This is a genomic window from Vulcanisaeta sp. (assembly GCF_049966235.1).
GTDB classification, from domain to species: Archaea; Thermoproteota; Thermoprotei; order Thermoproteales; family Thermocladiaceae; genus Vulcanisaeta; species Vulcanisaeta moutnovskia.
In genome coordinates this window covers 1-20,379 of the sequence record NZ_JBMFVA010000008.1, presented here as the reverse complement: position 1 = coordinate 20,379, position 20,379 = coordinate 1, and the positions used below count along the sequence as shown (strand labels likewise).

Here is a 20,379-nt window from a genome sequence, read left to right as displayed (position 1 = left end):
TGGTTTTTATCGGGAATATAGAGAATATAGGTTAGGATAATCCTTAAATATTTGCTGAATGCCTGGGGTTCGTATGGAATATCAAGAATTCCAATGGTAATTAATGGATCAAAGGTATCTATCGACCTAAACAGGCTTATGGAGGTTAGGGATAGCGCGAGGGACCTGTTGACTAGGTTGGATAGGGAGTTTCCATACATTCACCTTGGCTCCTCACTGGCTGCATTGGACATCATTAACGTCCTCATTAGGATAATGAGGAGGAATAATGATGATTGTAGGGATTGGTTCATACTCAGTATTGGTCATGTTGCTCCGGCCCTATACGCCATATTGGCCGTTGAGGGTTTAATTCCCGAGGAGAGACTCATGGAGGTTAATCAATTGTCCTCAAGCATATCAACGCATGCAGATAATATGGACCTGCCATACATAGACGCCACAACCGGTTCACTGGGTCAGGGACTTAGTATGGGCGTTGGATTGGCCTTAGCAGGTAGGGTTAGGGATTGTAATGATGGTTTTGTATATGTTTTGATGGGTGATGGTGAATTAAATGAGGGCCAGACCTGGGAGGCAGCCACGACAGCGGTGAAATACGGTCTTGACAACCTTAAGGTCATAGTAAGCCTAAATGGCTATCAACTTGATGGGGCAACAAGTACAATAAAGCCCATTAGTTATGCCAGGGTTTTTGAGGCCATTGGATGGAATGTCCTCTTTGGTAATGGTCATGATTATGAGGAAATCATTAGGCTAATTAACAAGGCGCATGAGTTTAAGGGGAAACCAACGGTAATATTCCTAAGCACCATTAGGGGCAAGGGAATTAGGAACCTTGAGAATACCAGTAAGCAGACGCTTAATCCACCACCAAGGCCGCAGTTCTCAATGAGGGAGGCCCTTGGGACCACCCTGGCCAGGCTCGGTGAAGATAATGATAGGTTAGTGGTTGTCACAACAGACGTGGGTGAATCAACAAGGGCCAGGTACTTCGGCGAGAGATTCCCCAATAGGTACTTCAACATTGGTATATCAGAACAGGACCTAGTTGGTGTATCCGTTGGATTGGCATTGGGGGGCTACGTACCGGTGGCCATGGCCTATTCCATGTTCATGATGAGGGGTTGGGAACAAATTAGAAATTCCCTGGGTAGGATGAACCTTAATGTTAAATTAATAGCAACACATGCAGGCCTTAGTGACTTCGCTGATGGGCCGAGTCACCAAGCACTTGAGGATGTGGCGCTAATGAGGACATTAAACAATATGGTCATTGTGGCGCCAGCGGATGCCTGGGACGTGGAGAGAATAATACCTAGGATCATTGAGTATAAGGGCCCCGTATACGCTAGGATTGGTCGTGATTACTCACCACCAATAACCATGGACATGGATTACGAATTCAAGATTGGCGAGGTCTATGAGTTGATTGATGGTGATGATGTCATCGTAATGGGTTATGGACCACCACTCTATAATGCCGTGAGGGCGGCCACGGAATTAAGGAGGATAGGCATTAGGATGGGTGTGTATAACGTACCAACAATTAAACCGCTTAATAATGATGCAGTTAGTAGGATTGCCCGTAGAGTCGGTAATGTAATTGTTGTTGAGGAGCACTCACCAAGGGGTGGCCTTGGTTCGGCAATTGCTGAGTTGGTGAGTGGTTTTGCTAGGGTTAAGGTGCTTGGTGTTGATGGTTATGGACATTGGGGTAGGTCTGAGGAGGAGTTGCTAAGATTTTTTGGCCTTGATGAGGAGTCAATAATGGATGTTGCATTAAAGCTTGTTAATTCATAGAATCATTAACATGGGTCTTCAATGAATCCACAAAACTTTTTACCTTAAGGTAAATAGTGATAGTGAATGAGTAAATTAATTATTAATGGCTTTAGGGCTCGAGAGGGGATTGTTGAGGCTCCACCATCTAAGGCATTAACCCTTAGGTACATCCTTGCCTCAGCTCTTTCGAGGACTTGGGTCTTACTTAGGAAATTGAATTGGGGTGACGACACATGGTCAATGATTAGGGGTATTAAGCCAATTTCAGAGGTTGAGGTTAAGAATGACTCCGTCAGAATTAGGCGTGAAGTGACTTTAGAGAGATTTAGGGTTATTGATACCGGCGAGAGTGGGTTTACCCTTAGGACATTAACTGGGGTTTACTCGGGTATCGATGGAACAACACTATTAGTACCGAGGGGTTCACTCATTAGTAGGCCAATGGATGAGTTGTTGAATGCACTCAAGAACCTAAATGCCAAAGTCGACAGATTAGGCAGTGTGATTAGGGTTATTGGTAGTAAGTTAGTTGGTGGTTATGTAACGATAAGTGGATCAATAAGCTCACAATACGTATCAGCGCTCCTATACCTTGCACCACTCACTGAGGGTGGTATTGAAATAAGCATTAAACCGCCTGTGAAGTCACGCCCGTACATAGACGCCACAATTAACGTACTCAAGGACTTCAATATAAACGTAGAGGGGAATAATGACATGATCTACGTAAGTGGGTCCCAGGAGTTTAAGGCTGTTAATGAGGAGTTCGTAATACCTGGTGACTACTCATTGGCTGCGTACTACACAACTCTCTCTGTACTGACTGGTGTGGATATACGGATAACAAATCTACATAGGGATAGGGCAATCGAGAGTGAGTACGCATTCATTAGGTATGCTAGGGAGGTTGGTGTGGAGATTGAGGAGAAGGAAGGCTCGGTAATTGTCAAGGGTTCATCAGTCAAGGATCTAAAACCGTTAAACATAGACCTAAGTGATTCACCGGATATCGTAATGCCACTAGCCCTATTGCTTGCGAGGGCTCATGGAAAGTCAAGGATAGTGGGCATTAACCACCTGGTTTATAAGGAGAGTAATAGGCTTAGGGGCGTAGCCAGTGTCCTTAAGTGCCTTGGTGCTGGTGTGAACATTGATGAGGTTAATGGGATCATCGAGATAGAGGGCGTGCATGAAATGAGAGGTGGTTGTGAAATTGATGCCGTAAATGATCATAGGATTGTGATGATGAGCGTAATCGGTGCCTTATCAGCCAAGGAGCCAATAACAATAATTAATTGGGAGGGTATTAGTAAGTCCTGGCCAGCCTTCATTTGGGACCTGGAGAAATTAGGCGCTGAAATGAGGATAATTAATGCCTCCCCTTAACGTCCAGGCTTATTTTCTGTATTATTGGTGTTTCTACTGTTGACGAAATTCCTAATTATAATTCCTTAAGAATTCATACAAATCTTTTTATTAAAAGCTAAACATTGAAGGGTCATATGCCTGAAATACATGAAATAATATTTTACGGAAGGAGTGGGGACGGGATACATGCAATAGTTGATAAGCTTGCCCAAACACTAATTAAGCAGGGATTCTACGTAATCTCCTACCCAGAGTATGACCCGGAGCGTAGGGAGACCCTGGCCAAGGTACATGTAAGGATTTCTAAGGAGCCAGTTTACGTTAGGGGACCTGTAATAAACCCTGAAATTGCAGTACTATTTGACGCCAGGTTACTTCAGAATAACCAGGAGGTACTTAATGCCAAGAAACTCATTATTAATGCGCCGAGCAGGGAACTCGTAATGAAATACACAGGTAACATTAATGGTGACGTAATGAACATTGACATTAATGGGCTAAGGAGGGCTGGTGTTGATTATTCATCCCACATGATTAATTTAATACTCAACGCACTACTTAATGAATGGTAATGCCTGAGAACTCCTTCGCTAACTCCACATTCCTCATTAAAGCAGTACCCACAAGTATGGCATTGGCGCCCTCTCTAGCCAATCTCACTGCATCATTAACACCCCTAACACCACTCTCAGCAATTATAACATTGGCCTTACTCCTAACGGCTCTAATTATTGAAATAGCCCTATCCAGGGATACTGATAAATCACCTAAATCCCTGGAGTTAATGCCAAGCATTACGTTTGGGTTGCTCTTAACGATCTCTAGGGCATCATTCTCATCATCAACCTCAATAAGGGGTTCTAAGCCCAGGTCCATGGCATAGTCCACCAAGTCCCACAGCGCATTACCACCAAGTCTCTTAATGAGTAATACTGAACTTGCACCTAGTTCCCCAGCCTCCCTGATCTGCTCCCTGCTAATTACGAAGTCCTTATACAGCACTGGCTTACCGTAATTAAGGGCTATCTTCACGAAGATAGGTGAACCGAGAAAGTATATTGGTTCAACTAATACGCTGAATCCAGTGGCGTATTGACCGACCGCGTTGAAGTAGGTCCAGGGATCAAGGTCAAGCCTAATAACGCCGCTGGGGCTCGCCCTCTTGTACTCAGCTATCAGGGCTAGGTAACCCTCGGAATTGCGTCTTTCAATTGCCCTAAGCATACCCGGAGCCCTCGCATTAACCTTAACAGCCTCAACACGCTTTTTTGTTAATTCATTAATTATGCCTAGGAAATCCACGGGTTGTGAAATAACATTATTATAAAAAGTGTTTCCTATTTATATTCCCTATATATTAATAAATATTTTCCGAACGAGAATAAGTATTAACGAACAATATATACATAAAGCTTTTAAATCCTATCAAGCAATCCCTATTGGTGGATTCCATGCCCCAATGGACATAAGGAAACCGGGCCTGGGCGCATACATAACTGCTACGTACCCAAATAAAGAAACGTTCCTAAAGGCTGTAAAATGCCTATCAGGGGTTTCAGACTTCCTCGAAATAGGAATACCAACACAAAATCCTAAGTACGATGGTCCAGTGATAAGGAAGACGCACTTCGACTCTGAGCTTAAGGGCCTAGATGCCATTAGGGTGACTAAGTATGGTGATGTACCAACAATACTCATGGGTTATATTGATGATTACGTGAACAATCTAGGGCTTGTTACTGAAACAGCCAGTGAAGTTGGAGCATCCTCAGTATTATTCCCAGACCTATTATTTGAGCACCTGGATATGCTTGAGAATTACATAAATGCCATGAGGGAATACTCACTAAGACCTACCTTCTTCATATCGAGTAATACACCATACACGTTAGTGGGTACTCTTATTAAGTACGAGCCACTATTCATATACCTAGGTCTCTACGCAGCTACGGGCATAAAACTACCACTTTATATTGAGAGGAATGTTAGGGAGGTCAGGAAGCTTGTTGACAATATCACGTTAATAGCCGGTTTCGCCATAAATACCCCAGAAATGGTTAAGCTGGTAATCAGCGCTGGCGCTGATGCCGTGGTTGTCGGCACGGCACTTGTGAATAAACTAAACGATCAAAGGGCATGTGTGGAATTCATGACAAGCCTCAGGGGTGGTTTACCATGATGATTCCCCATTACTGGTATAACATAAATGTGGATCTGCCAAAGCCATTACCACCACCCATTGATCCCTACGAAGTTGACTCCAGAATCGCATTGCTCATGAGGATACTACCCAGTGAGTTGATTGATCAGGAATTCACGCCACTTAGGTATGTGCCAATACCCGATGAGGTTAGGGAGCTCTACGAGAGGATGGGTAGACCAACACCGTTCAGGAGGGCCTATGGGCTAGAGAGGGCCTTGGGTAATGGTGTTAAGATTTACTATAAGTTTGAGGGTGCATTGCCAGCGGGCTCTCATAAGTTAAATACGGCAATACCCCAGGTTTATTATGCGATAAAGGATGGTGCTAAGGAGGTTGTTACAGAGACTGGCGCTGGTCAGTGGGGTCTCGCAGTGTCATTGGCAGCGGCATTACTAAGTGTTAAGGCTACCGTGTTCATGACGAGGAACTCATACCTCAACAAGGCACAGAGGGTTCTTTTCATGAGGACTTACGGTGCCGATGTTTATCCAAGCCCAAGCGAATTAACGAGTTTTGGTAGGGAGGCACTTAAGACCAGGCCTGATCACCCTGGTAGCCTAGGACTTGCGATTACCGAGGCCATTGAGTTCACACTAATGGGTGAGGGTAGGAAGTACATACCAGGCAGCGTATTGGGCTTCGTAGTCCTTCACCAAACAGTCATCGGGCAGGAGGTGCTACAGCAAATGCCCGAGGAGCCGGACCTAGTGATTGGTTGTGTTGGAGGTGGTAGTAACTTCAGTGGTTTCTCATTCCCAATGATAGGCGCTAAGTTGAGAAATGAGGGTTTTGAGAAGACGAGGTTCCTCGCCGTTGAATCCAGGGTAGCACCAAAGTTAACCAGCGGTAGGTACATGTATGATTTCCCAGATACTGGGGGTTTATTACCGATGGTTAAGATGCTCACCTTGGGTCATGACTACGTACCACCACCAACCCACGCAGCTGGGCTTAGGTACCATGGTGCTGCACCAAGTCTCTCAATGCTTGTTAAGGAGGGTGTTGTGGAGGCCAGGGCTTATGGTCAGGAGGAGGTTATGGAGGCGGCCAGGATATTCGCGAGGACCGAGGGTATAATACCTGCCCCAGAGTCTGCGCATGCGATAAAGGCTGCGATTGACGAGGCGAAGAGAATGCCAAAGGGATCCGTCATATTCTTCAATTTATCGGGTCATGGCCTACTGGACGTTGATGCCTACAGCAATACTAGGTGAGGTGTCATGAGGGACGTACTTGAGAAGATAGCGAGGGGGTTTGCATTGAGTGTTGATGAGGCTTATGACACCGCCAGGGGCATGTTGACTAACATTGACGAGGCGCTGTCCGCGGCAGTGCTCATGGGACTTAGAGTGAGGGGTGAAGCATCAAGTGAAATCGCAGGTTTTGCGAGAGCACTGAGGGATTACTGCATGAAAATACCAGTGAGTGAAAGGGGTAAGTACGTGGATACTGCTGGTACTGGTGGTGATGGCTTCGGCACACTCAATGCATCAACGGCAGCAGCATTAATTGCGGCTTACCTGGGCGCCCACGTGATTAAGCATGGTAATAGGAGTGTATCCTCAACATCAGGCAGCGCCGATTTTCTAGAGGCCTTGGGCTTCAATATAAACCTGCCACCTAATAAGGCGGCCGAGATGGCCACTAGGTATCGCTTCACCTTTGCCTTCGCACCTGCCTATCACCCAGCCATGAAGAATGTAATGCCGGTTAGGAAGAAGTTGGGTATAAGGACAATATTTAACTTGGTCGGTCCATTGGCAAACCCCGCATTACTAACTAGGCAATTAATTGGTGTTGCTGAGGCCGCGCTCATGGATAGGATGGCCGAGGCAGCATTAATGCTTGGTTATGAGCATGCCGTGCTAATACATGGAGAACCCGGTATTGATGAGGTCTCGGTTTTCGGAAGAACAGAAGTGGCGGAGGTCAGGGGAGGGAGGATTGATAAGTACTTCATTGAGCCCAGGGACCTAGGGTTAAGAACTCATGATATAAGGGATGTCAGGGTTTCAAGCCCATTGGAGAGCGTTGAGAAGACGAGACGCGCAGTTTCAAGTGGGGATAGGGCGGCCAGGGACTTCATAATCGCAAACACCGCATTCACACTTTACATTGCAGGCGTTGTTAAGGATATTAGGGATGGTGTTGAGTACGTAGAGACCAACCTAAATGATGAGTTCTGGGACTACGTTAATGAATTAGCTAGGGTGAGCAAATCATGACACTACTAAAGATTTGCGGAGTTGCAAGTCAGAGGGACGCTGTGATGGCTAGTAAGTATGCTGATTATGTTGGTGTGATTGTACATTCAAGCGTGCCAACACCTAGGCTGGTTGATCGCGGTAGGGCTAGGGAAATAATTAATGCAGTTAGGGGTGTTAGGACAGTGGGTGTTGTTGAGGGATTAGACGTGGCCAGTGCGATTAAGTTGGTTGGTGAACTTGGCTTTGATGTTGTTCAATATCATGGAGATACAACCGTAACAGACGAAGCCATTGACCTACTTAATCAACATGGTATTAGGTTAGCCCTGGCAATGGCGTATGCGGGTGATGATTTCATCATCGAGAAAGCCCTCGATATAGCCCCCAGGAATTATATTGAGTATGTGCTCATAGATGCACCTAAGGTTGGGTTTAGGACGTATGAGCACGGGCTTAAGATACCACTCAGTGTAATTAGGAGGGTTGGTGGTGTACCCAAGGTTGGCATTGCCGGTGGTATAAACCCAAGTAATGCACCCATTGTGGTTAGTTATAAGCCCTACCTGGTGGATGTGAGTTCTGGTGTTGAGAAAAAACCTGGAGTTAAGGATGGGGATTTGGTGAGGAGGATTGCGGAGGTGGTTAAGGGTGTCAAGTGTTAGGAAGGTACCGATTCAATACCTACCAAGGCCCAGGGAGTTGATCAATCAATTACTTAAGTCTGGTGAGGATTTCGCAATACTCCTTGAGAGTGGGCCAGGCTTTCCCGAGAGGTCTAGGTATACGATAGTTGCCTGGGGTGTATCGAGGCGTTTAGTGGTTGATTGGGATGATGACCTATACGGAGAATTGAAGGATTTAACAAGGAAACTCGGTAAATTTGAGAGTGGTGATATAGTCCTTGGCTACCTCTCGTACGAGGCAGTGATCCATATGGAACCATACCTAAGGAATTACCTGAGAAGGCCGCAATGGCCTATCGCCGAATTCTTTATACCAAGCAATGTGGTCATTTATGATAACCTCCTGGGTAGGGGCTACGTTAGGGGTGAATTACCGAGTAAGGACATTATGGATGTGGGTAATTTCGAGGTTATTGGTAGGATTGGGGGTACTAGGAAGGAGGATTTCACTAGGTGGGTTGAGAATTCACTTGAGGATATAAGGAATGGCGAGGTTTTCCAAATAGTCCTGTCTAGGTATGAGGACTACTCCGTGAAGGGTGACATAATGAACCTCTACATTAGGCTTGCGGACCTAAATCCATCACCATACATGTACATTGCCAAGTTCAGTGATAAGTACATAGTGGGAACAAGCCCCGAGTTATTGATTAAGGTTGATGGTGATAGGGTGGAGACACATCCAATAGCTGGGACGAGACCGAGGGGTAAGGACCCAATTGATGACCTAAGACTTGAGGAGGAGTTGATCAATAGTATTAAGGATAGGGCTGAGCACGTGATGCTCGTTGACCTGGCGAGGAACGACATTGGCAGGGTGTGTAGACTCGGTACTGTTAGGGTTAAGGAGCTGTACGCAATTGAGAAGTACCAAAGCGTACAGCACCTTGTCTCCAGGGTTGAGGGTATACTGGAACATGGTAATGACATTGTTGATGCCTTATTCGCAACTTTTCCCGCAGGTACCGTTAGTGGCGCACCGAAACCGAGGGCGATGGAATTAATCGCGAAGTATGAGGATGTGGCTCGGGGTCCATATGCGGGTGCCATAGGGCTATTGCATGGTTATGGCGGTGAATTCGCAATAATGATCAGGACATTATTCCTTCTTAATAATATAGTAAGGATACAGGCAGGGGCTGGTATTGTGTATGACTCAGTTCCAGAGCTTGAGTTCCGGGAGACCGAGCATAAACTAGGTAGTCTGAAGACTGCTATGGGGGTGGTTTAGGTGGATCTTGTGGTTATTATTGATAATTACGATTCATTCACATATAATATTGCTCAATATGTGGGTGAACTCGGAGCCAAGCCACTGGTTTTTAGGAATGATGAGGTTACGGTTAAGGTAATCGAGAGATTAAGACCAAGCGGCATAATAATATCACCAGGCCCCGGCAATCCACTTAACCCCAGGGATGTTGGTGTTTCCAGGGACGTTATTCTACACTTCAAGGATAAACTACCTATTTTGGGTATTTGCCTTGGTCATCAATTGATTGGTGTCACCTTTGGCGCTAGGATTAGGATCGCCGAAACGATAAAGCACGGTAAGACAAGTATCATTAGGTTGATAAATCCATCACCAATATTCCAGGAATTACCGGAGAGAATTGAGGGTATGAGGTATCACAGCTTGGTCATTGATGACGTACCCAATGAGTTAATCGTTACGGCGGTTTCAGAGGATGATAATGAGGTCATGGCAATACAGCATAGGAATTACCCGATATTTGGCACTCAATTCCACCCAGAGAGCATAGGAACTCCAATGGGCAAGAAAATACTAAAGAACTTCCTTTCACTAGGATGAAAATACGTATCCATCAATAATCATAATAAAACCATCAACAATAATATATTGCGAATGGTTAATTCACCTCTTGGGATTACGGGTTTTTGGGAGTACAGGGTATTTGGAAATTGAATAAAGACTAAATACTTAAAAAATAAAGCTATTTAATCTAATTAGTGCTTGACCCAGGCTTTATAATTAAGGTCATAATAATTAGTGCCTCGGGTGCCTTGGCGCCCGGCCCACTCACGGCATCAGCAGTCAGCCTTGGTGCGCGCGTAGGCTGGAGGGCAGGCTTAAATGAGGCTGTTGGGCATATGACGGTTGAATTACCACTAGTCATTACAATAGCCTATGGCCTTCATTGCATCTTCCAAATACCCATTGTTAGTACGGTATTCGGCATTATTGGCGGTGCCTTCCTACTATTCTTCGCCTACCTAACACTTAAGGATGCCCTTAGGAGTAATTTCAGCATAAGTGATGTGCCTAAGTATAGCTCAGCAATAATAACCGGCGCTGCATTATCACTGTTCAATCCATATTTCATCGCCTGGTGGATTGGTGTCGGCACACCCCTAATAATGGAGGCCTTTCAATCAATGTACTTAATCGGCATAGCAATACTGTATGTTTCACACGTGTGGCTTGACTACGCATGGTTAACGTTAATGGCATCCCTTGGTTCCGTCAGTAGGTTGAAGGTCTCGGTATACAGGGCATTATTAATAATACTTGCAATAGCAATAGCCAATTTCGGAATATCAATGATAATATCCCTAGTTAAATCCCTATGATACTATCAAGTAACAACTGCATTACTGCACCAACATGGGTGGTGAAATTCCCCCTTACTCAATGCCATTTGATGATCAGTCCTAGTTATTGGTAACATACGAGGAATAACACGTGCTTTGGAGAGTCATGTGGAAATAATTAGTGATTTCAAAATTAATATTTCTCATAAACCTGCCTTCAACACCTTGACCTCTTTTATCAATTCCTCTTTGTTGTCTTTATCGAAAGCCTTTTATTTAGGGATTGAACTTAGTAATTAAGATGCCAAGTCCAAAGCCCGTTGATGGTCTTCCCTACAGGACCAAGATATACGTCAATAACCAGGTGCTTCTGCCTGCAAGGCTTGTTAGGGCCTTGGGCATTGACTGGGTTAGGTATGCCGATATAACAATTAGGCATAATGGTGAAGTGATTACGTTGAGGAAGACCCTCCTCCTTAGGACTAGGCATACCGCATCTAGGCAATTCACAATACCCAGGGAAGTAAGGGAGAAGTATGGTGTAATGCCGTTGGATGAAGTAGAGATACTTGATGTAAGGCCCTTAAGGATTAAGGAGGTTAGCACTGAACAGGTAATTAATGGAAGGATTAGGGAATAACTACTTTAAACTAAATTAATAGGAATATAGCGCCTAATGCGGCAATGCGTTCTCCAGGGTCTTCATTACCGTGTTATTCATATACTCCTCATTTAGGTAGGTCAATTTACCGTGAAGTATTGTCGCGACTACGGCAATATCAACCTCAAAACCCTTAAACGGCGAGAACTTAGCCCTAGACCTAAACTTCTCGGGCTCTATCCTATGCCTAGCCTTTGTATTTATTATTGCTAGGTCAGCGCATGAGCCTTGCCTAATCCCTATATTAAGTCCAAGGAACTTGGCCGGCCTCTCCTGAATGGCTCTCATTACTGTGCCTAGGTCCGTGAATCCACGACGCCACAGCGTAAGTAATAATGGTGCCGTTGTTTCAAGACCAACAATACCCGGTGGTGCCTCATCATAGGGCTTATCCTTCTCCCAATCCGCATGTGGTGCGTGATCACTAGCCACAATGGGTATTTCACCCCTAACGAACATTGCCAGTAACTCCCTCCTCGTTGGCTCATCCCTAAGCGGTGGATTAACCTTGCAATAGGCAGGTTTCTCAGCCCGGGCAAGGCACTCCTCCTGACTCAGGAGCATGTGGTGTGGGGTTACATCGAAGGTTATGTCGAGACCACTTGACTTAATTATACCTATTGATTGAGGGAGCGTTAGGTGTGTTATGTGGGTCTTCGTACCATACCTATACACCAACCTAATAACATTGTGTATGCAGGCCAATTCAGCCCTCGGGTTCCTAATCACGTTGTGATGCTCAAAATCCCTAGGCCCACTATACTGATTAATAATTAATGAGTCCTCACAATGCATTATGATTGGTATACCAACCCTAGCAGCCTCCTTAAATAGGGCTTCCAGGTATTGATCACCGCCATACTCAGCAACTTCCTCGGGAAGTACCTCACCAATGGCGTAGGCACCATTATCAAGCGCCTCCTTAAGCACCGACAGCTCCTGGGGAGCACCAAAATAATGCCTAATGTGCATACCAGTCTTTCTATTAAACTCCTCAATCTTCCTCCTCAATAACTCCACCGTCTTTATTGGAGGTTTCGTATTGGGCATGTCACCAACAGCCACATAACCACCGGCCAATGCAGCCTGCGACCCGCTAACAGCATCCTCCTTATAGGATAGATCGAAATCCCTGAAGTGCACGTGGATGTCCACAAGGCCAGGAAGCACAATATATTGACTGGGTAATTCCACCCTATTCTCGGTCTCAACTGGTTCATTACCCACGTAGGCTATCTCACTACCAGTAATACCTATGTAGACCTCCTTAACACTACCCCTTACATAAGCCCTAGCCCTAATTAACGTATTAACCCTGGAAATACTCATTATGAATAATTACAAGCCCTTAATTATAAGTTATCCACTGCCCTGCTTATGCATTCAATTTCACTACCTCCCTAAAGAACCTTTCATAACCCATGGACTCAATCATCTTAACAACCCCCTCCCCACCAACGTGAACCACGGAACCCCTAGCCATCACAATGACGCGGGTAGGCTTAACGTAATGAAGTATTTCCGCATGATGCGTGGTGACTAGTATTGCCGTACCCTCCTGGGCAAGCCTAGCTATTGACCTACCTATTATGGCTATACCATCAACATCAAGACCCGAATCAGGTTCATCAAGCATGGCTACCTTAGGCCTGTACATAAGGAGTTGAAGCATCTCAGCCCTCTTAGACTCACCACCACTAAATCCAGCATGCACACCCCTCGTCAAATGCTCAGGCCTTAGACCAAGCTCCGTGGTTAGCTTCGTCATTTCAGCAATGGCCTGCGGTGGCGGTGGATCAGTTATGCGCTTGCCAGCCTTCTTATTTAGCATTGCAGTTATTAAAGTCGATAATCTAACCTCAGGGACGGGAGTGGGGCTCTGCAGGGCAAGCAATACACCCCTCTGAACCCTCTCTTCAGGGTATAGCTTTAGTATTGACTCGCCATCAAGCCTAATGTCACCATTGACCACATTATACCTCGGATGACCAGCAATTGTTAGGAAGAGTGTGGTCTTTCCACTACCGTTTGGCCCCATTATGGCAACAACCTCCCCTGACTCAACGGTTAGGTTAACATTGTTTAGTATCCTCTTACCATCAACCTCAACACTTAGATTAATCACATCAAGCCTTGCCATTATTGGTCGCGTAACCTCTGTGACACTGATTAAAAACTTTTCGGCAGTGTCTATGTGAACCAATCAATAGAAAGCTTAATAGTTATGTAAAATTATAACGCTATCTAGGAATAATCATGAGTAGGGATGGCGTTAAACTCGAGATCGCAAGGACGGGCGAGCTCTCGAGCATATTGGGCCATGCAAGGCCCATCAAGTGGGAGGTAGAGATTAGGGGTAGGATTACTAAGGATATGATTGAGGAAATTAGTAGGATTAAGGGTGAGCCTGATTGGATGAGGAGGCTTAGGCTTAGGGCCCTTGAAATGTTCGAGAGACAACCCTGGCCTAACTGGCTTCCCCTGGAGGGTAACATTGACCTTGAGTCTCTCGTTTTATATGCAAAGCCAAGTGTTGAGAGGGCTAGGTCATGGGATGAATTACCCAGGGAGTTGAGGGAGTATTATGAGGCGCTTAAGATACCTGAACTCGAGGCTAAGGTTTTGTCTGGGGTTATTGGGCAGGTTGATGGTGGGATTACTTACGAGAGCATTAAGAAGGATCTTGAGAGGGCTGGGGTCATTGCGATGAGCATGGATGAGGCTGTTAAGAGGTATCCTGACCTAGTAAAGCAGTACTTCGCTAGGGTTTTTCCACCGGAGTATAAGTTCGCGTCGTTAAACATAGCCCTTTGGGGTGGTGGTGTTTTTGTTTATGTGCCGCCTGGTGTCCATGTTAAGATGCCCATTGAACTAGTCATACTAATAAGTAGTGCTGGTGTTGGGCAGTTTGAGCATTCACTAATTGTTGTTGGTGAGGGCGCAAGTGCTGAGTTCATAGTTGCCTGCGCAGCACCAGTATTCACTGGGCTTAGTCTTCATGATGGTATGACCGAGGCATACATACACAGGGGCGCTAGGGTTAGGCTCATAGACCTAAAGAACTGGAGTAAGGATGTTATTTACTTTGGCAATAATAGGGCTATTATTGAGGATAACGCGAGTGTTGATTGGTTGAGTGGTTCCCTGGGTGGTAAGGTAACGATTGTGTACCCAATGAGTGTTCTTAAGGGTGTTAATGCGAGGACGACAATAACAAGTGTTGCCCTTGCTAATGGGCCAACGTGGAAGGAGGAGGGGGCCAAGGTATTCCATAGTGCACCGCACACGTATAGTAAGGTTGTTAGTAAGGGCGTTAGTCTCAACGGCGGTACTTCAGTGTATAGGGGTCTCGTGTATGTTAGGGACGGAGCCAGATACGCTAAGTCCTCTGTCAGTTGTGAATCACTTATTCTGGATGATAATTCCAAGGCTTACACAATACCCCATGAGCAGGTTTTTGAGGAGACGGCAACCGTGACTCACGAGGCCTATACTGGGAGGATTGGTGAGGATAAGTTGTTCTACCTACGTAGTCGCGGCCTTAGTGAGGAGGAGGCCCGTAGCCTAATAGTCCTTGGTTATTTCCATGACGTTATGATTAACCTACCCGTTGAATACATGTCCATTTTCAATAAGGCCATTGAGCTTGAGCTATCGAGGATGGGCGGTGTTGGGTAGTTCATTATATTTTATTTCCCGGAACCGGTTTTTAAAGAACCACAGTAGAGGAGTTCGGTGACACTGATGGTTAGTGAATCGACAGAGTCTTTGAAGACCGTTATTGAGAAAAGCTCAGTTGAGGAGTTACTTGGGCCGGAAATGGAGAGGTTGCCCTGGGAGGCCGTCATTAGGGGTAGGATTACTAAGGATATGATTGAGGAAATTAGTAGGATTAAGGGTGAGCCTGATTGGATGAGGAGGCTTAGGCTTAGGGCCCTTGAAATGTTCGAGAAGTTGCCAGAGCCTAAGTGGTTGCCTATTAAGGAGGAGATTGACCTGGAGTCCCTGGTGCTCTATGCCAAACCCAGTGTGGAGAAGGCTGGGTCTTGGGACGACGTACCCAAGGAGATTAGAAAGTACTATGAGGCCTTAGGCATGCCTGAACTCGAGGCCAGGGTGCTGGCTGGATTACTTGGCCAATTTGATTCTGAGGTTGTTTACCTACATGTAAAGAAGTACCTTGAGGAGAAGGGGGCTGTGGTGACCACAATGGATGAGGCTGTTAAGAGGTATCCTGACCTAGTAAAGCAGTACTTCTCAAGAATATTCCCACCTGGCGAGCACAAGTTTGCGGCGTTGCATGTTGCTTTATGGAGTGGCGGTACATTCGTCTATGTACCACCTGGTGTCAAGCTCGACATGCCCATAGAATCCTTCTTCCTAATAGGTAGTTCTGGTGAAGGTCAGTTCGAGCACTCATTAATAATTGCTGATGAGGGCGCAAGTGTTGAGTGGCTTGAGGGTTGCGCAGCTCCCGTTTACAAGGGCTTTAGTTTCCATGATGGTATGGTTGAGGGCTATGCAGCGAGGAATGCCCACCTAAGGATTAACACAATACAGAACTGGAGTAGGAACATTATTAATTTTAATAATAAGAGGGCGTTGGCCATGGAGAACTCGACGGTTGAGTGGGTTGAGGGTAGCCTAGGTAGTAAAGTTAGTTATACGTACCCAAGCACGGTACTCAAGGGTGAGGGTGCCAGGACGAGCATTATAGGCGTTACCATAGCCAATGGGCCATTCTGGAAGGAGAATGGGGCTAAGGCATACCATGATGCACCAAGGACTTCAAGCAAGATTGTTAATAAGAGCGTAAGTATTAATGGAGGCACAGTGGTTTATAGGGGTCTGGTTTATGTTAGGGAGGGCGCTAAGTACACGAGATCCTCAGTATCATGCGACTCATTAATACTTGATGATAAGTCAAGGGCCTACACAATACCCCACGACCAAGTGTTTGAGGATACTGCCACAGTTACCCACGAAGCCTATACAGGAAGAATAAGCGAGGACAAGTTGTTCTACCTACGTAGCCGTGGTTTCGATGAGGGAACCGCCAGGAGCCTGATAGTGCTTGGTTTTATCCAGGACATAACCGTTCGCCTACCCACTGAGTACGCAATGACGCTAAATAGGGTTATTGAACTCGAATTCAGTAAGTTATCTAAGGTAGGATGACTTAAAAGGCTAGGTAAAAACTAGGTGGTCTTGAATGGTTAAGTGGCTTGATGAATTGAAGCTTAGGGCTAGGGAGATTGCCCAGAAAATACCCTACCAACAAATTAAGGATTCACCGTCAGTTAAGTACTACACGGACTGGAGCGCCTTTGAGAAGTGTAGTGACCCAACCATGGAGGCTCTTCCCACTCCATTGATCACCAATATGCCCTATGAACCCAATATTGTATCGGTAAATGGTGGTATAGGCATTACGAAGATACCAAGAGGTACCCACGTGATGAGCATTAACGAAATAGGTGAGGAACTAGGTAAATTACTATTTAGGTCAATTGATATTTCTGAGTCAAGGGCCATTGCTAGGCATGTTGCCAACCTCGTGAATGGCGCATACGTGGAGATTAATGAGGATTTAAACGAACCGCTCAGAATAGGCATTATAGCCTCCATAGAGAAGCCCATGCTATTACCAACACATTACACGGTGCTTGTTAATGATGGCGTCACAGCATCACTTGGCCTATTCACAATTGGTTCTGGGGGTTGCCCATCAACCACGGTCGAGGTCTACCTAGGTAGGGGTTCTAAATTGAATGTATTATTCACGGACGTTCATGAGCAAGTCCCTGCATATGCATTGATTAAGGTCATCGCTGGTGAGGAATCATCAATAAATGCCCGCTCATTAATAATGGGAGGCTCAATGAACCACCATAGAGAGGACTACTTACTCCAGGGCAGGAAAAGCAATCTAAACCATCTAGGCCTTGAGATTGGTTATGGAGCCTCAAGGATTGATTACCAAATCAATGCGGTACACACTGGTGAGTATGGAACGAGTTACTCAAGGGTACTGGGGATAGCCAGGGATAAGTCCTTCATAATACATAGGGCTCTGGGCAGGATAATGAATAGCGCAAGGTGGAGTGACACGAGCGTTGAGGGCAAGGTCTTCGTGATGAATGAGGGCGCCTACGCAGCCTCGGTGCCAATAATAATGGTCGATACTGGTGATGTTAATGGGGCTAGGCACAGCGCGGCTGATGCCTCACCAGACGAGGACCAGGTTAATTACCTGAGGCTTAGGGGTATTAGTAAGGATGAGGTTACGGACCTAATAATACATGAGGTTGTCTCTCAATTCATTGAGTCACTACCCAGGGAGTACGCGGTTGATGCTGAGGCCATTAGATCACTAATAATGAGTAAGATAGTGATTAAGGACTAGGTGCGTTACTCACGTATTGCCTCAATACATGCAAAGCCAAATCGCTCTGCCTCACTTAACTTAACGAATTTGGGTTCCTCAAAGTACTCACCAACTCCCCTGGACAGTACGGCAACGACCCTATCACTCACTGAGAACCCAAGGGGCTCCAGGGTTCTCTTAATCTCATTAACGGTGTAGAAATGAGCTGCTCGGTAAAACCTATGCCCCTTCCTACCTAATTCCATGTAGTACCTGCCGTGATCACTATCCCTAGGCACAATACAGGTTATTAACCTACCGCCTGGCCTGAGTATTCTGTGAACCTCAGTAAGGGTTTTCCTCGGATCATCAAGGAAGCATATGGTCACCACAATAACCGTGTAATCAAAGGATGAATCTCTGAGGGGCATGGACTCACCAACACCAACCATAACATCAATACCCCTATCCCTAGCTAACTCGGCCATTGCAATGGCGGGCTCTAGACCCATTGGTATACCAACCCTACCTGCAAAGAACCCGCTACCAACACCAATCTCAATGCCAAGGCCCTTAGGCACCAGCATTGAGACTGCCTTAATCTCGGACTCTGCCGTATCCACGTGCTTCACGTACCAATTATCGTAATCCCTAGCGTATTTATTGAATATTGGTATTGATGACAGAGCCATCACCCATACGTATCAAGCGTTATTTCAGCAATATCATAACTATACTCGGAGACCCTCCTAATACTCTCCACAATCATCATCAACCTACCACCAATATCAACGTGAAGTCCACTGCCATAAATTGACTTAATAACCTCAAGGCTCTTACTCCTCATGGCAATCCTCCTATCCAGGACCTCCATGGCTTCATCAACATCACCATTTATAAAGGACATAACGGACTTCCTAAGTATATCTACGGAGTTTAGACCAAGTTCAACAACATCCCTCACTATTGGTAAATCACTTAATTTACAACATGATTGATACGCCTCACTAATTATTTGGGCAATCCTCCATGAATGATCACCAGACCTCTCTATCGACTTAGAAACCATTAGTGCATTCACAAGCTCCCTGGAACTATTAACCTCCAATCTAGAGAGTATTGATTGGTCGGTGATGCCCATCATCACCAACCTCTCAATGAGTAGGTATAACCTATCAACCTCATTGTCCCTATCAATTATGTCCCCAGGATCGAGGCTCGAACCACTGAGTATGTCGAGTGAGTCCTTAAACATGCCAAGCACTGTTAATATCATCCTATTTAGCAGCCTCCTAATGGGTACCTCGGGCGCCGGTGTTACGAATCTAAACACCACGTAATTATTATCCTCCTCAATAACCTCAGCACCAGAAATCCTCTCCTTAACTAACTCCTTAACCTCCTCCTTAATACCAACATACTTACCAAGCCTAACCCTAACCTCATCAACACCCCTTAGGTAATGGGTTATTAACTTCCTAAGTACGTACTCAGGGTTCTCCCTATCAACCTCAACAACATTGTTAATACCGGAACCACGGGCTAGACGGCCTATGGGTATTACGGCAATGTGATCACCCATAAAACGCAGTAGAACGTGGGAACCAGCACTAATGCCCAGGGCGGAGACCCACTTCTTGGGTATTGTAATGGCTATTGAAGACCTACCCGAAACCACAACCTTCCTAACCTCCTCCTCAACCATCACTCTCAATAATTACAGCCCTGTACTAAGCATAATAAATTTACTTTTCCTCAAAGAAAGAAAAATACCTAGATTTTAGTGATTCTCGACACTAAGGGGTGTATCAGCCCCACGTTGGTGAGCTTGACTTTGACGAGCTACTTGATGATTGTTGGGAGGAACTTGTCGTGGTTGAGTTTGTTGTTGTGCTCTGTGTTGTGGATGATGAAGACGTTGTTGATGGTGTACTTGAACTGTTGGAGCTGGAGGACTGCTGAGGTGGGCTTATGGATGAGGGAGTTGTTGAGGATTGTTGGGTTGAGGATGACGTGTTTGAGCTACTTGATGATGATGCTCCCCAGGTCGGTGTTGATTGGGATTGAGTATGCGCGGTGTTGCTGCTACTGCTCACGGATTTTCCAGTGGGTATGTAGTAACCGTACACGAATATCACAGCGCCCATTATCAGTATCACTATTGATAATGCCAGTATTACCGTATTACCTGCTGTACCATGGCCTTGGGATTAATAGGGTTAGGGCTATAGTGCCCGCCTTAGTCATAGCCCTAGCAATAATCAGCCTAATTAATTATTCGGGGTTTTACCTAATAACGATATACCCATCGGTGGCCGACCTATACCTAACGCTATTCATAGTTATGGTGGCATCAATAGGGTACCTGAGGGGTTGGTACGTGGTACCGTCAATAATAGCCTCAGGGCTAATGCTCTACGGAGAGTATACGGTGATTTCAGAGGCCCACGGACTCTACCTATACGAGGTCATTGCGGCTTTGGTGATACCCATAGTCATAGGTCTAGTATTTAGGAGGGTCCGCTGGGGCGTGTTACGTGAGGTAAGCGGTT

General features: G+C 45.6%; 20 protein-coding genes and 1 pseudogene. 16 read left to right on the top strand and 5 right to left on the bottom strand.

Annotated elements, in window-relative coordinates; genetic code table 11:
* Window positions 1–51 precede the first annotated feature (51 nt).
* The 3 genes from ACP5L5_RS06355 (at window position 52) to ACP5L5_RS06345 (ending at window position 3,725) form a co-directional block, all read left to right on the top strand.
* Window positions 52–1,803 carry a transketolase C-terminal domain-containing protein gene (locus tag ACP5L5_RS06355; protein ID WP_428762445.1) on the top strand — a complete coding sequence of 584 codons (1,752 nt, stop codon included), beginning with the start codon at window positions 52–54 and terminating at the stop codon, window positions 1,801–1,803.
* Between the two features lie 66 nt (window positions 1,804–1,869).
* Window positions 1,870–3,171 carry a 3-phosphoshikimate 1-carboxyvinyltransferase gene (aroA, locus tag ACP5L5_RS06350; protein ID WP_428762444.1) on the top strand — a complete coding sequence of 434 codons (1,302 nt, stop codon included), beginning with the start codon at window positions 1,870–1,872 and terminating at the stop codon, window positions 3,169–3,171.
* Between the two features lie 116 nt (window positions 3,172–3,287).
* Window positions 3,288–3,725 carry a 2-oxoacid:acceptor oxidoreductase family protein gene (locus tag ACP5L5_RS06345; RefSeq protein ID WP_013604791.1) on the top strand — a complete coding sequence of 146 codons (438 nt, stop codon included), beginning with the start codon at window positions 3,288–3,290 and terminating at the stop codon, window positions 3,723–3,725.
* Here ACP5L5_RS06345 and ACP5L5_RS06340 read toward each other — a convergent pair.
* Complete coding sequence (locus tag ACP5L5_RS06340; protein WP_428762443.1) at window positions 3,712–4,455, bottom strand: indole-3-glycerol-phosphate synthase; 744 nt, start codon at window positions 4,453–4,455, stop codon at window positions 3,712–3,714. The genes ACP5L5_RS06345 and ACP5L5_RS06340 overlap by 14 nt on opposite strands.
* Window positions 4,456–4,612: 157 nt before the next feature.
* Here ACP5L5_RS06340 and trpA point away from each other — a divergent pair, with 157 nt between their 5' ends.
* The 8 genes from trpA to ACP5L5_RS06300 all read left to right on the top strand — a co-directional run bounded on the left by trpA (window position 4,613) and on the right by ACP5L5_RS06300 (window position 11,439).
* Window positions 4,613–5,332, top strand: coding sequence for a tryptophan synthase subunit alpha (trpA, locus tag ACP5L5_RS06335; protein ID WP_428762442.1), 720 nt, complete (start codon window positions 4,613–4,615; stop codon window positions 5,330–5,332).
* Entirely contained in the window at window positions 5,329–6,570 is a 1,242-nt protein-coding gene (locus ACP5L5_RS06330; RefSeq protein ID WP_428762440.1) for a TrpB-like pyridoxal phosphate-dependent enzyme, read from the top strand. Before trpA ends, ACP5L5_RS06330 begins: the two co-directional genes overlap by 4 nt.
* Window positions 6,571–6,576: 6 nt before the next feature.
* The gene (gene trpD, locus ACP5L5_RS06325) at window positions 6,577–7,581 is read left to right on the top strand and encodes an anthranilate phosphoribosyltransferase (RefSeq protein WP_428762438.1); all 1,005 of its coding nucleotides are present in this window, start codon (window positions 6,577–6,579) and stop codon (window positions 7,579–7,581) included.
* Window positions 7,578–8,225, top strand: coding sequence for a phosphoribosylanthranilate isomerase (locus tag ACP5L5_RS06320; protein WP_428762436.1), 648 nt, complete (start codon window positions 7,578–7,580; stop codon window positions 8,223–8,225). The genes trpD and ACP5L5_RS06320 overlap by 4 nt, the downstream gene beginning before the upstream one ends.
* Window positions 8,212–9,477, top strand: a complete 1,266-nt coding sequence (locus ACP5L5_RS06315) for an anthranilate synthase component I family protein (protein ID WP_428762435.1) — start codon at window positions 8,212–8,214, stop codon at window positions 9,475–9,477. The genes ACP5L5_RS06320 and ACP5L5_RS06315 overlap by 14 nt, the downstream gene beginning before the upstream one ends.
* Window positions 9,478–10,059 (top strand): anthranilate synthase component II, encoded by a 582-nt coding sequence (locus tag ACP5L5_RS06310; RefSeq protein WP_428762433.1) that lies wholly within the window; start codon window positions 9,478–9,480, stop codon window positions 10,057–10,059.
* Window positions 10,060–10,217: 158 nt separating this feature from the next.
* Complete coding sequence (locus tag ACP5L5_RS06305; protein ID WP_428762431.1) at window positions 10,218–10,838, top strand: LysE family transporter; 621 nt, start codon at window positions 10,218–10,220, stop codon at window positions 10,836–10,838.
* 262 nt (window positions 10,839–11,100) lie between these two features.
* Entirely contained in the window at window positions 11,101–11,439 is a 339-nt protein-coding gene (locus ACP5L5_RS06300) for an AbrB/MazE/SpoVT family DNA-binding domain-containing protein (RefSeq protein ID WP_428762429.1), read from the top strand.
* Window positions 11,440–11,472: 33 nt separating this feature from the next.
* Here ACP5L5_RS06300 and pyrC read toward each other — a convergent pair whose 3' ends face one another.
* Entirely contained in the window at window positions 11,473–12,789 is a 1,317-nt protein-coding gene (gene pyrC / locus ACP5L5_RS06295) for a dihydroorotase (protein WP_428762427.1), read from the bottom strand.
* Between the two features lie 46 nt (window positions 12,790–12,835).
* Entirely contained in the window at window positions 12,836–13,600 is a 765-nt protein-coding gene (gene sufC, locus ACP5L5_RS06290) for a Fe-S cluster assembly ATPase SufC (RefSeq protein ID WP_428762425.1), read from the bottom strand.
* A 116-nt stretch (window positions 13,601–13,716) separates the two neighbouring features.
* Between sufC and sufB (ACP5L5_RS06285) the strand changes: the two genes are divergently transcribed.
* The 3 genes from sufB (ACP5L5_RS06285) to ACP5L5_RS06275 all read left to right on the top strand — a co-directional run bounded on the left by sufB (ACP5L5_RS06285) (window position 13,717) and on the right by ACP5L5_RS06275 (window position 17,866).
* The gene (gene sufB / locus ACP5L5_RS06285; RefSeq protein ID WP_428762423.1) at window positions 13,717–15,138 is read left to right on the top strand and encodes a Fe-S cluster assembly protein SufB; all 1,422 of its coding nucleotides are present in this window, start codon (window positions 13,717–13,719) and stop codon (window positions 15,136–15,138) included.
* A 66-nt stretch (window positions 15,139–15,204) separates the two neighbouring features.
* Window positions 15,205–16,638 (top strand): Fe-S cluster assembly protein SufB, encoded by a 1,434-nt coding sequence (gene sufB / locus ACP5L5_RS06280; protein WP_013604778.1) that lies wholly within the window; start codon window positions 15,205–15,207, stop codon window positions 16,636–16,638.
* Between the two features lie 34 nt (window positions 16,639–16,672).
* Window positions 16,673–17,866 carry a SufB/SufD family protein gene (locus ACP5L5_RS06275; protein ID WP_428762421.1) on the top strand — a complete coding sequence of 398 codons (1,194 nt, stop codon included), beginning with the start codon at window positions 16,673–16,675 and terminating at the stop codon, window positions 17,864–17,866.
* Window positions 17,867–17,871: 5 nt separating this feature from the next.
* On the opposite strand, the gene ACP5L5_RS06270 is transcribed toward ACP5L5_RS06275, so the two are convergent.
* Both ACP5L5_RS06270 and ACP5L5_RS06265 read right to left on the bottom strand, forming a co-directional pair.
* Window positions 17,872–18,519 carry a class I SAM-dependent methyltransferase gene (locus tag ACP5L5_RS06270; RefSeq protein ID WP_428762419.1) on the bottom strand — a complete coding sequence of 216 codons (648 nt, stop codon included), beginning with the start codon at window positions 18,517–18,519 and terminating at the stop codon, window positions 17,872–17,874.
* Complete coding sequence (locus tag ACP5L5_RS06265) at window positions 18,519–19,532, bottom strand: PhoU domain-containing protein (RefSeq protein ID WP_428762417.1); 1,014 nt, start codon at window positions 19,530–19,532, stop codon at window positions 18,519–18,521. Before ACP5L5_RS06265 ends, ACP5L5_RS06270 begins: the two co-directional genes overlap by 1 nt.
* A 98-nt stretch (window positions 19,533–19,630) precedes the next feature.
* Between ACP5L5_RS06265 and ACP5L5_RS06260 the strand changes: the two genes are divergently transcribed.
* Both ACP5L5_RS06260 and ACP5L5_RS06255 read left to right on the top strand, forming a co-directional pair.
* On the top strand, window positions 19,631–19,789 hold the full coding sequence (locus ACP5L5_RS06260) for a hypothetical protein (protein WP_158304799.1): 159 nt from the start codon (window positions 19,631–19,633) through the stop codon (window positions 19,787–19,789).
* A 205-nt stretch (window positions 19,790–19,994) separates the two neighbouring features.
* Window positions 19,995–20,379 (top strand): annotated as a pseudogene (locus ACP5L5_RS06255) (hypothetical protein); the annotation flags it as partial.

What these genes read in the sequence shown, in the direction of transcription:
- ACP5L5_RS06275 (WP_428762421.1), top strand. Translation starts at nt 16,673, where the DNA reads ATGGTTAAGTGGCTTGATGAATTGAAGCTTAGGGCTAGGGAGATTGCC.
- trpA (WP_428762442.1), top strand. Translation starts at nt 4,613, where the DNA reads ATGGACATAAGGAAACCGGGCCTGGGCGCATACATAACTGCTACGTAC.
- aroA (WP_428762444.1), top strand. Translation starts at nt 1,870, where the DNA reads ATGAGTAAATTAATTATTAATGGCTTTAGGGCTCGAGAGGGGATTGTT.
- ACP5L5_RS06330 (WP_428762440.1), top strand. Translation starts at nt 5,329, where the DNA reads ATGATGATTCCCCATTACTGGTATAACATAAATGTGGATCTGCCAAAG.
- sufB (WP_428762423.1), top strand. Translation starts at nt 13,717, where the DNA reads ATGAGTAGGGATGGCGTTAAACTCGAGATCGCAAGGACGGGCGAGCTC.
- trpD (WP_428762438.1), top strand. Translation starts at nt 6,577, where the DNA reads ATGAGGGACGTACTTGAGAAGATAGCGAGGGGGTTTGCATTGAGTGTT.
- sufC (WP_428762425.1), bottom strand. Translation starts at nt 13,600, where the DNA reads ATGGCAAGGCTTGATGTGATTAATCTAAGTGTTGAGGTTGATGGTAAG.
- ACP5L5_RS06300 (WP_428762429.1), top strand. Translation starts at nt 11,101, where the DNA reads ATGCCAAGTCCAAAGCCCGTTGATGGTCTTCCCTACAGGACCAAGATA.
- ACP5L5_RS06345 (WP_013604791.1), top strand. Translation starts at nt 3,288, where the DNA reads ATGCCTGAAATACATGAAATAATATTTTACGGAAGGAGTGGGGACGGG.
- ACP5L5_RS06270 (WP_428762419.1), bottom strand. Translation starts at nt 18,519, where the DNA reads ATGGCTCTGTCATCAATACCAATATTCAATAAATACGCTAGGGATTAC.
- ACP5L5_RS06320 (WP_428762436.1), top strand. Translation starts at nt 7,578, where the DNA reads ATGACACTACTAAAGATTTGCGGAGTTGCAAGTCAGAGGGACGCTGTG.
- pyrC (WP_428762427.1), bottom strand. Translation starts at nt 12,789, where the DNA reads ATGAGTATTTCCAGGGTTAATACGTTAATTAGGGCTAGGGCTTATGTA.
- ACP5L5_RS06265 (WP_428762417.1), bottom strand. Translation starts at nt 19,532, where the DNA reads ATGGTTGAGGAGGAGGTTAGGAAGGTTGTGGTTTCGGGTAGGTCTTCA.
- sufB (WP_013604778.1), top strand. Translation starts at nt 15,205, where the DNA reads ATGGTTAGTGAATCGACAGAGTCTTTGAAGACCGTTATTGAGAAAAGC.